This window comes from Mycobacterium sp., from assembly GCF_049585075.1.
Taxonomy (GTDB): domain Bacteria; phylum Actinomycetota; class Actinomycetes; order Mycobacteriales; family Mycobacteriaceae; genus Mycobacterium.
Window position 1 is genome coordinate 1 of the sequence record NZ_JBAUZA010000007.1, and the last position, 13,035, is coordinate 13,035.

At 65.0% G+C, this 13,035-nt stretch carries 12 protein-coding genes; 6 read left to right on the forward strand and 6 right to left on the reverse strand.

The window, feature by feature from the left end; translation table 11 throughout:
- Window positions 1-55: 55 nt before the first annotated feature.
- Both WB785_RS00245 and secY read right to left on the reverse strand, forming a co-directional pair.
- Window positions 56-601, reverse strand: a complete 546-nt coding sequence (locus WB785_RS00245; protein WP_424076697.1) for an adenylate kinase — start codon at window positions 599-601, stop codon at window positions 56-58.
- Window positions 598-1,923, reverse strand: coding sequence for a preprotein translocase subunit SecY (gene secY, locus WB785_RS00250; RefSeq protein ID WP_424076698.1), 1,326 nt, complete (start codon window positions 1,921-1,923; stop codon window positions 598-600). Before secY ends, WB785_RS00245 begins: the two co-directional genes overlap by 4 nt.
- Window positions 1,924-2,186: 263 nt before the next feature.
- Between secY and WB785_RS00255 the strand changes: the two genes are divergently transcribed.
- The gene (locus WB785_RS00255; RefSeq protein WP_424076699.1) at window positions 2,187-3,098 is read left to right on the forward strand and encodes a class I SAM-dependent methyltransferase; all 912 of its coding nucleotides are present in this window, start codon (window positions 2,187-2,189) and stop codon (window positions 3,096-3,098) included.
- Here the strand turns inward: WB785_RS00255 and WB785_RS00260 are convergent.
- On the reverse strand, window positions 3,091-4,449 hold the full coding sequence (locus tag WB785_RS00260; RefSeq protein WP_424076700.1) for a xylulokinase: 1,359 nt from the start codon (window positions 4,447-4,449) through the stop codon (window positions 3,091-3,093). The genes WB785_RS00255 and WB785_RS00260 overlap by 8 nt on opposite strands.
- A gap of 21 nt (window positions 4,450-4,470) precedes the next feature.
- Between WB785_RS00260 and WB785_RS00265 the strand changes: the two genes are divergently transcribed.
- Both WB785_RS00265 and WB785_RS00270 read left to right on the forward strand, forming a co-directional pair.
- The gene (locus WB785_RS00265) at window positions 4,471-5,451 is read left to right on the forward strand and encodes an NAD(P)-dependent oxidoreductase (protein WP_424076701.1); all 981 of its coding nucleotides are present in this window, start codon (window positions 4,471-4,473) and stop codon (window positions 5,449-5,451) included.
- On the forward strand, window positions 5,448-6,104 hold the full coding sequence (locus WB785_RS00270; RefSeq protein ID WP_424076702.1) for an L-fuculose-phosphate aldolase: 657 nt from the start codon (window positions 5,448-5,450) through the stop codon (window positions 6,102-6,104). The genes WB785_RS00265 and WB785_RS00270 overlap by 4 nt, the downstream gene beginning before the upstream one ends.
- Here the strand turns inward: WB785_RS00270 and WB785_RS00275 are convergent, their stop codons facing one another.
- Entirely contained in the window at window positions 6,105-6,458 is a 354-nt protein-coding gene (locus tag WB785_RS00275; RefSeq protein ID WP_424076703.1) for a DoxX family protein, read from the reverse strand.
- A gap of 107 nt (window positions 6,459-6,565) precedes the next feature.
- Between WB785_RS00275 and WB785_RS00280 the strand changes: the two genes are divergently transcribed.
- The 3 genes from WB785_RS00280 to WB785_RS00290 all read left to right on the forward strand — a co-directional run bounded on the left by WB785_RS00280 (window position 6,566) and on the right by WB785_RS00290 (window position 11,132).
- Complete coding sequence (locus WB785_RS00280; RefSeq protein ID WP_424076704.1) at window positions 6,566-7,603, forward strand: dihydrodipicolinate reductase; 1,038 nt, start codon at window positions 6,566-6,568, stop codon at window positions 7,601-7,603.
- Between the two features lie 147 nt (window positions 7,604-7,750).
- Complete coding sequence (locus WB785_RS00285; protein ID WP_424076705.1) at window positions 7,751-8,992, forward strand: PucR family transcriptional regulator; 1,242 nt, start codon at window positions 7,751-7,753, stop codon at window positions 8,990-8,992.
- Between the two features lie 130 nt (window positions 8,993-9,122).
- The gene (locus WB785_RS00290; RefSeq protein ID WP_424076706.1) at window positions 9,123-11,132 is read left to right on the forward strand and encodes a fatty acid desaturase; all 2,010 of its coding nucleotides are present in this window, start codon (window positions 9,123-9,125) and stop codon (window positions 11,130-11,132) included.
- Between the two features lie 11 nt (window positions 11,133-11,143).
- Here WB785_RS00290 and WB785_RS00295 read toward each other — a convergent pair whose 3' ends face one another.
- Both WB785_RS00295 and WB785_RS00300 read right to left on the reverse strand, forming a co-directional pair.
- A complete protein-coding gene (locus WB785_RS00295; protein ID WP_424076707.1) occupies window positions 11,144-12,358 on the reverse strand; it encodes a zinc-dependent alcohol dehydrogenase in 1,215 nt (404 codons plus the stop codon).
- The coding region (locus WB785_RS00300; protein ID WP_424076708.1) for an SDR family NAD(P)-dependent oxidoreductase at window positions 12,355-13,035 on the reverse strand (681 nt) is incomplete at its 5' end. The genes WB785_RS00295 and WB785_RS00300, both read right to left, overlap by 4 nt.

The window sequence follows — 13,035 nt, forward strand, 5'->3', positions numbered from 1 at the left end:
GCGCTGCGCTGCGGCACCACCTTGCGACTACGCAGCCCACCCAGGGCGATCACGGTTACCTTCCCAGGGCCCGTAGCGCACGAGCGAACACCTCGTCGACGGTGCCGACCGCGTCGACGGTTTTCAACTCGTGGGTGTAGTACTCGATCAGCGGCGCGGTTTCGTCGCGGTACACCTTCATCCGGTTGAGGATGACCTCGTCGGTGTCGTCGGCACGGCCGCGCGCTTTGAGCCGCTCGAGCAACACCTGCTCGGACACCCGAAACTCCAGGACCGCGTCGAGCTGGGTCCCGCGGCGCTCGAGCATGTCGTGCAGTGCTTTGGCCTGCCCGACCGAGCGCGGGTAACCGTCCAGGATGAAGCCGTTTTTGGTGTCCGGATTGTTCAGCCGGTCGTCGACGAGTTCGTTGGTCAGTTCAGACGGCACCAAATCGCCGGCGTCCAGGTAGCGCTTGGCCTCCAGGCCGAGCTTGGTGCCGGTGTTGATGTTCTGCCGAAACAGTTCCCCGGTGGACAGATGCGGTATTTCGAGTTTCTCTGCCAGCTTCTCGGCCTGCGTGCCCTTACCCGCTCCGGGCGGACCAAGCAACACAACTCTCACTTGAGGAACCCTTCGTAGTTGCGCTGCATGAGCTGGCTCTCGATCTGCTTCACGGTATCCAAGCCGACACCGATCGCGATCAGCACCGCGGTGCCCCCGAACGGCAGGTTCTGCACCGTCCCCGTGTTGCCGATCTGGAGGAACAGATTAGGCAGCACCGCGATGACGCCGAGGTAGATCGAGCCTGGCAGCGTGATCCTGCTGAGCACATACCGCAGGTAATCAGCGGTTGGCTTTCCGGGCCGAATACCCGGAATGAAACCGCCGAACTTCTTCATCTCGTCGGCACGTTCGTCGGGGTTGAACGTGACCGAGACGTAGAAGTAGGTGAAGAAGATGATCAGCCCGAAATAGACGGCGATGTAGACGGGGCTGCCGGGGTTCGACAGGTAATTGGCGATGAATTTGTCCCACCAGCTGTTGCCCGCACCGCCCGTGCCGCTGCGGATCAGCTGGGTGATCAGACGCGGAATGTAGATCAGCGACGAGGCGAAGATGACCGGGATAACACCGGCCTGATTGACCTTCAGCGGCAGATACGTGGAGGTGCCGCCGTACATCCGCCGGCCCACCATTCGCTTGGCGTACTGCACCGGGATGCGGCGCTGGCCCTGCTCGACGAACACCACGCCGACGACGATGATCAGGGCCGCGAAGCACACTGCCGCGAAGATCACCCCGCCGCGGCTGTCCAGGATGGTTTTGCCTTCACCTGGAATACGGGCGGCGATGCCGGCGAAAATCAGCAGCGACATGCCGTTGCCGATACCGCGCTCGGTGATCAGCTCGCCCATCCACATCACCAGCGCCGCGCCCGCCGTCATCACCAGCACGATCACGACCAAGGTGAAGATGCTCTGGTTGGAGATGATGTCCAGGCTGCAGCCCTGCAGCAGCCCGCCGTTAGCGGCCAGCGCCACGATGCTGGTGGCCTGCAGGATGGCCAGCGCGATCGCCAGGTAGCGGGTGTACTGGGTCATCTTGACCTGGCCGGACTGCCCTTCTTTGCGCAGTTCCTCAAACCTGGGGATGACCACGGTGAGCAGCTGCACGATGATGCTCGCGGTGATATACGGCATCACCCCGACCGCGAACACCGTCAGCTGGAGCAACGCGCCGCCGGAAAACAGGTTGATCAGCGAGTAGATCTGGGCGGCTTCCCCACCGCTGACTTGTTGGATGCACTTCTGCACATTCGGGTAGTTCACCCCCGGCGACGGCACGGACGCGCCCAACCGGTAGAGGATCACAATGCCCAGCGTGAACAGGATTTTCCGTCTCAGGTCGACTGTTCGCAGCGATGAGATGAAAGCCGAAAACACTCTTCCTCCTGCGCCGCCGGTCTTGGTAGCGGCATGCCAACGGGGCTGGTGTTACCAGCATTAAAAAATCAGCGGTCCTACGCGCCAAGCACTCGCAGGCCAGGAGGTGTCCAGCGCGCGTCAGACAGTCTACGAGACTAACAGCGGTGGTCGCGCCTCCCCTAAAACGGGTGGCCCGGCACGCAGCACCTCGCATAAAAACAAGGCGTACAGTTTCACTGGCTCTTTACCTTGGCTAAGTATCAAAGTGGTTGGGAGTGACGATGGCACGCAGCGACAGCGACACCTGGGACCTGGCATCCAGCGTAGGCGCCACCGCGACGATGGTCGCCGTAGCCCGTGCGCTGGCCACCAAGGACGCCGCGCCGATCATCGACGACCCGTTCGCCGCCCCGCTGGTGCGGGCGGTGGGGATCGACTTCTTCATCCGCGTGCTCGACGGCGAGATCAGACCGACCGACACCGGCGAGCCCGGCGAGGTGGAATTGCAAACTGAGACCGACTCGCTGGCGGTGCGCACCCGGTTCTTCGATGACTTCTTCTTGCACGCAACGGCGGCGGGGATCGATCAGGCGGTGATTCTGGCCGCCGGTCTGGACGCCAGGGCGTACCGGCTGGCGTGGCCGCCCGGCACCGTCGTTTACGAAGTCGACCAGCCCAAGGTCGTCGGATTCAAAACCGACGCGATGGCGCGGCTGGGCGCCGAACCGACAACCGAGCGCCGCACGGTCAGCATCGATTTGCGCGAAGACTGGCCGAAGGCATTGCGCGACAGCGGTTTTGACGACACTAAACCGACGGCGTGGAGCGCCGAAGGCCTCTTGATGTATCTGCCGCCGGAAGCCCAGGACCGGCTCTTCGATCACATCACGGCGCTCAGCGCTCCTGGCAGTCAACTGGCCACCGAATATCACCCGGACAGCGGTCCGACGATGGCCGAACGCGGCAAGGCGATGAACGCCCGGTGGGCCAATTTGGGCTGCGACCTCGATTTGTCGGGGCTGTTCTACGACGGCGAGCGCAACAATGTCGCCGAGTACCTCAGCGCTCGGGGCTGGCAAGTCGCCAGCCGAGCTCGACGGGAGCTGTTCGCCGACTACGGTCGCCCATTCCCCACCGACGAAGCACTGGCCGCTTTCCGCAACATCATCGCCGTGATCTCAACCCTCAGCTAGCTGTCGACGGCCGGTCGGCCATTTCGAGAAACCGGCCGTAACGCTGGGCCATCGGACCCGTCCAGGCGGGATCGGGTTGCACGACGCGCTCGATCGCCGCCCAGCGCGCGGCGTCGGCCATCGATGACTCCTTGCCGACTGCCATCCGGCTCAGGAATGCCGCGCCCAGCGCCGCGCCTTCGGCCACACCCGAGACCTCCACCGGCCGGCCGGTGGCATCAGCGATAGCCCGCAGCCACGGCTCGACGCGGGTACCACCGCCTGCGGCCACGATCCGCGACGGGTTCACCCCGCTCAGTTCGATGAGCTGGCGGACGACGAAGCCGGACGCCTCGTAGGCGGCCCGGCGCAGCGTCGCCGCATCGTGGGTGAGGTCTAGGCCGTCGAGCACCCCGCGACGGTCGGGGTCGTGGAAGGGTGTGCGCTCGCCACGCAGGTACGGCGACCACACCGGCACTCGCCGCGGGTCCACCGCCGCCGGGTCGCCAGGCGCCAGCACCCGATCGACCCAGCCGAGGAACAGCCCGCCGGCGTTGCTCGCCCCGCCGATCTGGCTCTTTCCGGTCATGGTCGGGAGCGTCCACAGGCCCGGCACCTGCCGCGCATCGGGGATGGTGACCCAGACAATCAACGTGGTGCCGCACAGCACCAGCACATCGCCGTCGTCGCCGGCGCCGGCCACCATCTGCTCGCACAGCGCGTCGATGGCGCCGACCGCCAGCACGACTGGCCTGTCCGCGGTATCGCGCAGTTGTCCGGCAGCAACTCCGGGTGCTTCGACCCGGGGCATGCGGTCGACCGTCACACCGCGGTCGGCACAGGCCGCCGCGTTCCAGCCGCCTTCCAACTCTGGCGAGAACAGCGGCAGCGCGGTATACGCGGTGGGAAAATCGACCACCGCCTCGCCGGCCAGGGCGTAATTGGCGACCGCCGGCGCCGGCCAGTATCCGGCCGCATCGGGTGCCTGCGCAGCCGTCCAGCGCAGAAATTCCGCGGCCTCACCCACCGGAAACGGGCTGCCGCTGTCCGTCTCGACAACGCGGCCTCGGCTGTCGCCGTAGAGCAGCCCCGGCGTGATCGGATGGCCGCCGGAATCGACCGCGGTCAACGACGGGACCATTGCGGAAACGGCGACCGCTGCGGCGTCCGGGCGCGCCAGTTGCTCCAGTGCTGCCAGTGGGCCGAGCCGCCACGCCTCTTCGGCGTTGTGTTCCAGCCGGTCCGGCGTCGGCACCCGCAACTCATGCGGGATGCGTGCCCGCCCGACCACCCGGCCATCGGAGTCGGCGGCCACCGCTTTGACTGCGGTGGTGCCGATGTCGATGCCGATTGTGACCTCTTCGCGTGACACGGGCGTCACCGTACGCCAGCATTGGCAGTCGTGACCCGTGCTTTGGTGACGGCCCCGTTGCGTGGCGAAGGGTTCGAAAAGTTGCGACAGCTCGCCGATGTCGTCTACGACCCATGGATCGAACAGACCCCGCTGCGGATCTACACCGCCGAGCAGCTGGCCGAGCGGATATCGGCCGAAGCCGCCGATATCGTTGTGGTGGAAAGTGATTCGGTCAGCGGGTCGGTGTTCGACTTGGGCTTGCGGGCTATTGCCTCTACTCGGGGAGATCCCAACAACGTCGACATCGCGGGTGCGACCGCGGCCGGTATTCCGGTGCTGAACACCCCGGGCCGCAACGCCGACGCGGTCGCCGAGATGACGCTGGCGCTGCTTTTCGCCACCACCCGCCACGTGCTGGGCGCCGACGCTGATGTGCGGGCAGGCGAGGTGTTCCGCGACGGCAGCATTCCCTATCAGCGCTTCCGCTCGTGGGAGGTGGCCGGTCAGACAGTCGGGTTGGTTGGCCTGGGCGCCGTTGGGCGGGCGGTGAAGTGGCGGATGGCCGGGCTGGGCATGCGGGTCATCGCCTATGACCCGTACAACGACGAGGCCCGGCACGGTCTCGACGAACTGTTGGCTGAGGCCGACATCGTCTCGCTGCACGCGCCGGTCACCGCCGACACCACCGGGCTGATCGGCGCCAAGCAATTCGCGACCATGCGCGACGGGGTGGTCTTCCTCAACACCGCCCGAGCCCAGCTGCACGACACCGACGCATTGGTCGAGGCGCTGCGCAGCGGCAAGGTGTCCGTCGCGGGTCTGGACCACTTCGTCGGTGAATGGCTGCCGACCGATCACCCACTGGTCGCGATGCCCAATGTCGTGCTCACGCCCCACATTGGCGGCGCTACGTGGAACACTGAGGCGCGCCAGGCGCAGATGGTGGCCGACGACCTGGAAGCGCTGCTGTCCGGCAAGACGCCCGCCCATATCGTCAACCCGGAGGTGCTAGAGCCATGAAATTCGTCGACAACGCTGACGCGGCGGTGCTGGCCGCGGCCAAGGACATGCTGCGTCGCGGGCTGGTCGAGGGCACCGCGGGCAACATCTCGGCGCGGCGCGAGGACGGCAACCTGGTCATTACCCCGTCGTCAGTGGATTACGCCGAAATGACACTCGAGGACTTGGTGGTGGTCGATCCCGATGGCGGCGTGCTGCACGCCGCTGAGGGCCGATCGCCGTCGACGGAGATGAAGTTGCACCTGGCCTGCTTTCAGGCGTTCGACGACATCGGCAGCGTAATTCACAGTCACCCCGTGTGGGCCACCATGTTCGCGATCGCACACCAGCCGATTCCGGCGTGCATCGACGAGTTCGCCATCTACTGCGGCGGCGAGATCCGTTGCGCCGACTACGCCGCGTCCGGCACACCCGAAGTGGGCAGCAACGCGGTCAAAGCATTGGAAGGCCGTGCTGCCGCGCTGATTGCCAACCACGGTCTGGTGGCGGTCGGGCCGCGGCCGGACAAGGTGCTGCATGTCACCGCGCTGGTCGAGCGGACAGCTCAAATCGTTTGGGGTGCAAGGGCTTTAGGTGGGCCGGTTCCGCTTCCAGACGATGTCAACGCCGGCTTCGCCGGAATCTACGGCTATCTGCGCACCAACCCGATGTAGTCAGTGGACCAGCCGCGTCAGGTTGATGACCAAAGCGGCCACGGCTAGCGAGGCGTACATGACCCATGGGCCCAGCTGGTAGTTACTTGCGCGCACGTGCACGACGAACGCGCAGACGAAGTACAGCACGAGGCCGGCTGCCGCGACGATGCCCAGCGCCGGCACGGCGAAACCCGCCAGCAGTCCTAGCGCACCGCCGGCCAGCACCAGCCCCAGTGGCCGTACCCACGACCGTGGGACACGATTGATGTCCGCTTGCGCCTTGGAATAGTCGCTGCCGGCCAGGTTTGCGACGGCGGCGGCGCCCACGAGGGCCGTGGCTACCAGCGTCACCGCGACATATGTGATGAACATGGTCTCTCCGTATCGCTACAACGGTCATGGTGTTCTTATCGACTGACGAACCAGCGGTCCAAAAGGTGACCTCCCTCCACTCGCGCAGACCCCGGTTACGGTGAGGCATGGCGCGATATGAAGTTGTCCAGTGGTCAACCGGCAACATCGGCAGGCGAGCGCTCGGCATACTGCTGGACCGCGACGACTTCGACGTAGTGGGCGTGCACGCATTCGGTTCGGACAAGGTGGGGCGCGATGTGGGTGCGCTGGCCGACCGACCCCCGGTTGGCGTTGCGGCAACGGCCAATACCGATACGCTGATCGACCTTCGACCGGATTGCGTGAACTACATGCCGCGCGTCATCGACTTCGAACTGGTGGCCAGGATGCTGCGCTCCGGCATCAACGTCGTCACCACCGGCGATTTCGTGACCGGCACCCATCACCCGAGCGAGCGACCAGCGCTTGAGGAGGCGGCGCGACAGGGCGGTGCGACCTTCCTGGGAACGGGATTCGAGCCCGGCTTTATCAACGTCGTTGCCGGGTTCCTCACCGGCGCATGCCGGCAGGTCAGCAACGTCAAGCTCGTCGAAACGCTGGACTGCACCACCTACCCGGTGATGGATGCATGGCGGGTGCTCGGATTCGGCAAACCGCCCCGAGAGCGGGTTACCCAGATCGATCCCGACACGCAACGCTACGGCCTCGGCTACTTCGAAACACTGGACATGATCGCCACGATGCTGGGTACTGAGCTCGATTCCAAGGAAGCATTCGTCGAGCCCGCCGTGCTGACCCGGGATCTGAACCTGGGGTGGGCGGACTTCGCTGCCGGCACCGTCGGGGGCCAACGCCGCACCTATCGCGGCCATCGCAACGGCCACAACGTAATCGAGTTGGCCATCTGCTGGACCATGAGCAACGATGCGCTCGACCCGCAATGGAGCGACCCCAAGGGATTCAGCGTGGTGATCGAAGGCCAACCACACGTCGACGCGACGATCCGATTCGGCAATCCCGGCGAGGATGTGATGACCGTGTTGATGGACAGCACCGCCGTCGCCGCGGTCAACGCCATACCGTTCGTCTGCGCCGCGCAACCGGGCGTCATCACTCCGATCGACCTGCCCATCACCGGATCCCAAGGCGCTCTGAAGGTCTGAGATGGGGTTTGTCGCGGCAATGCGTGTATTCGGAGGCTGGCGCAGTTTTCGGTGAGGTTCTCGATGATGGCTCCACGTGACAACTCGGCTGCTGCGTCGATCGTGAACGGTCGGCTGTCGCAGTTCCGTCGCCGTTAGTGTGCAGTTATGGACGCGCTTGAGCCGGCCCAAGGCGCGGTCGCTGGAAAGGGTGTCGCTGCGTCTCTGCTAGCGAATGTGTCCAGCCTGGCTGACGACATGCTCAGGTATTTGGTCGAGCGGATACCGGAGGTCGGCGGGGACGCCGAGCTTCGCGGCCTGACCCTGGGATCGTGCTCGTCGAATCTCGAAGCGGTACTTTCGATGTTCCGTCATGGGATCGACGTAGCAGCGGCGGAAGCGCCGGTAACGGCGCTCGAACACGCGCGAGCAATGGCATCACGAGGGCACAGCGTCGATGTGATGCTGCGGTTTTATCGGTTGGGTCATGAGTACTTCACCGAGAAGCTTTCCGAGTCGCTCACTGACTTGATCGACGACCCCACTGTCGCGCTGAGGACGTTTATCGATCTGGAGCGGTTCGGGTTTCGATACATCGACCGCATCTCCAGTCTGGTGGCTGCCGAGTATGTCGCTGAGCTCGACCGACGCCAGAACCAGGCAAGAGCCGAGCGCGACGATGTCGTGCGGGCACTGCTCGCTGGGGAACGTGTCGACATCGCTCGGGCCGAACGTGTGCTCAGCCACCGGCTCACCGGCTCGCAGATCGGTTTCGCCTGCTGGGTCGATGACCGCGGCGTCGACCTTGAGGGATTGGCCAGGCGGGTTGGTCGGTTTCTCGGGGCGAGTCACTCACTCGTCGTGGCAGACGGCCCACTCGCGGTGTGGGGATGGGCATCGACCACGGGCGACACGAAGACGTCGCTCAGGGACATGGCGACGGAGCTTCTCGGCGAGCACGAGAAAGTTCATATCGCGGTGGGCTCCCCCCATCTCGGGGCCGCGGGCTTTCGCACCTCCCACCTCGAGGCTCTACGCACTCGCCGGGTCATCGAACTGTCTGGGCGCGCGGCGCCTTCGATCACCGAGTTCAGCGATGTGGCGTTGGTGGACGCCATCTCGCGCGACATGGATGCGGCGAGGGCCTTCGTTTCCGCTCAGCTCGGCGATCTGGCACGAGACGACGCGAAAGTGCGCGGCGAGCGCGCCGCACTCCTGGCTGTTCTCGACGCGCAAGGGAGTCTGACCGCCGCAGCACGCGCCTTGGGAATCCACAAGAACACGGTCCTGCAAAGGGTGCGTCGTGCCGAAGAGCGCAGGGGCCGGCCCGCGACAATCAAAGTCGCCGAACTGCACGCCGCCCTACTCGTGTGCGACGTGCTGGGGGCCTCGGTGTTGCCCGAGTCATAGCCTCGCTGGCAGGAGCCCGAGCGCGCTGGATGTGCTCGCAGCACACCGCAGAGGGCTGGGAGGGCCTTGTTGACCGACACCGGCCGTTTGTAGGTTGGCCTCTCATCCCGAAGCGCGACCGAGGAGTCCGATGTTGACTACGACTCAACAATCCCAACCCCCAGCAGCGCCCTCGCAGCATGCCTTGCCTGATCCGGGCGAGCAGGTTCCGACGCTGTCCTGGCCGATAGTCGGCATTTTCACATGTGCGCTTGCGCTCTTCGGCGCATCAACGTGGGCTGCCCTCACCGATACCTTGCCTGCGATCGCCACGATCTCCGCGAGCGCCGCTGCAATCTTCGTCCTGTTCACCGTGTTGCACGACGCGTCGCATTACTCGATCAGCTCACATCGCCGGGTCAACGTCGCCTTCGGTCGGGTGGCAATGTTCTTCGTCTCGCCTCTGATCTCATTCAGGTCGTTCGCGTTCATCCATATTGAGCACCACCGCAATACCAATGACGGTGAGTTCGATCCCGATCACTTCGTCAGCGCTGCGCCCCGGTGGCAGCTGCCCATCCGCTTCCCGGCAATGGACCTGCCATACATCAGTTTCTTGGTGCGTAACGTGCGCAGGCGCCCACGCGCCGAGATTCTCGAAACGGTGGCCTTGATGGCCTTCTCGGTGACGGTGATCGCGTCGGCCGCCACCGCCGGACATCTGTGGACGCTCGCGCTGATCTATCTGATTCCCGAGCGGGTGGCGGTATTCGTGCTGGCTTGGTGGTTCGACTGGCTACCCCACCACGACCTGGAAGACACCCAACGCCAGAACCGCTATCGGGCGACCCGCAATCGCGTCGGCTCGGAGTGGATCCTGACTCCCCTGCTCTTGTCGCAGAACTATCACCTGGTCCACCACTTGCACCCCTCTATCCCCTTCTACCGCTACGTCGCGGCCTGGCGACGCAACGAGATCCCGTACCTCGAGCGCGACTCGGCGATAAGCACCGTGTTCGGCCAGCAGCTCGACGCCACCCAGTACCGCGAGTGGAAACGCCTCAACGGCAAACTGGCTGCACTGCTCCCAGTCCGAATGCCGCGTTCCTCCGCGGCACGCTATGCCAGCACCCACCCGATCCCGGTCAAAAGCGTCGAGCCCCTGACTCCAGGCAGCGTCAAAGTCACTTTCGACGTTCCCGATCACCTCAGCGACCAGTTCCAATTCCAGGCGGGCCAGCACCTGACCGTTAAACACCGCATCGGTGGGAAGGAGGTGCGACGAAACTACTCGATCTGCACCTCGGCCACATCGGGCGAACTGGCGATCGGAGTACGGCACATCGACGGCGGGATGTTTTCAACCTTCGCGGTCGAAACACTGCGAGCCGGTGACGTCTTGGAGCTGATGACGGCCACGGGTAGCTTCGGCGCACCGCTTGATCCACTCGCTCGGCGTGACTATGTCGCGGTCGCGGCCGGGAGCGGGATCACACCCATCTTGTCGATCGTGCATACAACGATGGAGATCGAGACCGAGAGCCGCTTCACCCTCTTCTACGGCAACCGAACGGCAGAGTCGACCATGTTCACCACCGAACTTGATGAGCTCGAATCTCGATACGCAGACCGGTTACGCATCTTCCACATCCGCTCAGCCGAGGCGCACCACCCCGCCTCTCTTCGCGGCCGCGTCGACCTGGCGATGATTCAACGCCTGCTCGGTGCCGACCTCACTTCGGTCGACCGCTGGTACCTGTGTGGCCCAAGCGATCTCGTCACGACGCTGCGCGAAGACCTCGCATTCGAAGCGGTGCCGAACGAGCGGATACACCTCGAACTGTTCCGCGGCACGAAGCAACTCACACACGTCGATGACTTTCCCAAGTCCGACGTGACCATCACGCTGTCCGGCGCGGCTCACACCGTGGAACTCGCAGCGGGTGAGACCGTCCTCGAATCCGCGCTGAAAAACAACATCGACGCGCCGTATGCCTGTCTTGGCGGCGCATGTGGCACGTGCAAAGCCAGGGTCACGACAGGAGCAGTATCGATGGAGCAAAATTTTGCGCTTAACACAGCCGAGCTCGAGGCCGGCTTCATACTGACGTGTCAATCCCATCCCACCACGCCATCGGTGACGGTCGACTACGACAGCTGAGCCAACACAAGCTAGCGCTGGTCGATGGCGACCTTTACCGCGCCGCTTTCACCCTGGTTGGCAATGGCCAGGAAGGCGTCCCGCCACTGGTCGAGCGCGAAGGTGTGAGTCAGCATGGGGCGCAAATCAATTCGGCCGTCGACAACCAGATCGAGGTAGTGCGCGATCGCGTGCTTGCGCTGCCCCTCGACCTCTTCGACGCCGAACGCGTTGGAGCCAACCCAGCTGATCTCCTTGAAGTACAACGGACTCCACTCCCACCGACCCGGTGCGTGCACACCGGCCTTCACCAACGTTCCCCGCGAAGCCAGCACTCGCACTCCGACTTCGAACGTTTCTGGTTTTCCGATGGTGTCGTAGACGACGTCGACGGCTCCGGGATGTGCCATCGGCAATCCCTGCAGCGGCTGCCACAACCGGCCACCGCCCCAGCTCACCAACTCTTCGATGACCGCAAGCCGGGGCTCGTGCGCCAGCACGATGGCCGCCCCGAACCGGCGGGCCAGCTGCGCCTGGGCATCAAAGCGGGCTACCACCGCGACCGTCACGTCCGGGTAGAGGGCCCGCAGGATCGCGACCGCGCACAATCCCAGCGAGCCGGCGCCGTAGACCAGGACCCGGCCGGATCGCGGCGGCGGATGGCGGGTGATGGCGTGCAGCGACACCGAAAACGGGTCGGCGAAAACGGCCAACTCGTCGGGCACCGATTCGGGCACCGCGAACAGCATGCTGTCGTGGGCCGGCATCAGCTCGGCGTAGCCGCCCGTCACGTCGGCCGACACCCCGGTGTGAATCCCGGGTTTGATGTCGCCGTCGCAGAAGCTCCAGCACAGGCTGTAGTCGCCGCTCTGGCAGGCCGGGCAGGGCGGCTGGATGCCCCGCGGCCCGCAGGACAGCCACGGGTTGAGCACGACGCGCTGACCCTCCGCCACGCCGCGGGCCTTAGGTCCTATCCGCACCACATCGGCGACCACCTCGTGGCCCATCACTTGCGGAAACGAGCAGAAAGCCGCCATCGCATTGTCGGTGTCGCCTTCACCGAAATCCAGCAGGATCTGCTTGGAGTCCGAGCCGCAGATACCGGTCAGCCGGGGTCGGGTGATCACCCAATCGTCATGCAGCAGTTGAGGATCCGCTACTTGTTGCAGTGCAACCGGGCTGCGGGTCAGGGCGTTCTCCGGGCCCTCGAACGGCTCGGGCGGCACGCCGAACACCACCGCTTTCATCGCGGTGCCATCTGCGCCGCGCCGGCGATGTAGGCGTCGAGGTCGGCGTCTTTGGCGTCGACGACCGCCTTCATGTCCGGCAGATAGTGCTCGAAACGGTCGCTGCCCAGCGCCGCGATAATGCCGTCGGCCACCTCATCGGGCGGCACCTTGGGTCCTTGGTAGAGCGGTTCCTCGCTGCCCGGCCGATCCCAGATCTCGGTGTCGACCGGCCCGGGCTCGATCAGCTTCACGCACACCCCTGTGCCGTGCAGGTCGACGGCCATCGACTCGCTCCAGCCGCAAAGCGCGAACTTGCTGGCGCAGTAGGCGGCCTCGTGGATGATGCCCAGCCGGCCACCCACGCTGGACACGTTGACGATCATGCCGTGTCCGCGTGCCAGCATCCGCGGCAAGACGGCCAACGTCAGCCGCACCGGGGCGAAGAAGTTGACCCGCATCACCTCCTCGACCTCAACCGGATCCAGCGCAGCGACCGCCCGGCGCTTCGGCATCGCGGCGTTGTTGACCAGCACGTCGATGCCGCCCAGGTCATCCCACGCCCGCGACGCCAACTCGCCCACCGTCGCGGTTTCGGCCAGATCAGCCACCCACATCGTCGAGTCCGCCGAGGTGCTACGGCAGTCGGCCAGCACCTCGGCAAGACGCTCCGCACGGCGGGCGATCAGTCCCACCAC

Bases quoted from the DNA above. Each gene is read 5' to 3' on its own strand.
- WB785_RS00255 (WP_424076699.1), top strand. From the start codon at position 2,187: ATGGCACGCAGCGACAGCGACACCTGGGACCTGGCATCCAGCGTAGGC.
- WB785_RS00285 (WP_424076705.1), top strand. From the start codon at position 7,751: ATGGACGCGCTTGAGCCGGCCCAAGGCGCGGTCGCTGGAAAGGGTGTC.
- WB785_RS00295 (WP_424076707.1), bottom strand. From the start codon at position 12,358: ATGAAAGCGGTGGTGTTCGGCGTGCCGCCCGAGCCGTTCGAGGGCCCG.
- WB785_RS00275 (WP_424076703.1), bottom strand. From the start codon at position 6,458: ATGTTCATCACATATGTCGCGGTGACGCTGGTAGCCACGGCCCTCGTG.
- WB785_RS00290 (WP_424076706.1), top strand. From the start codon at position 9,123: ATGTTGACTACGACTCAACAATCCCAACCCCCAGCAGCGCCCTCGCAG.
- WB785_RS00280 (WP_424076704.1), top strand. From the start codon at position 6,566: ATGGCGCGATATGAAGTTGTCCAGTGGTCAACCGGCAACATCGGCAGG.
- WB785_RS00270 (WP_424076702.1), top strand. From the start codon at position 5,448: ATGAAATTCGTCGACAACGCTGACGCGGCGGTGCTGGCCGCGGCCAAG.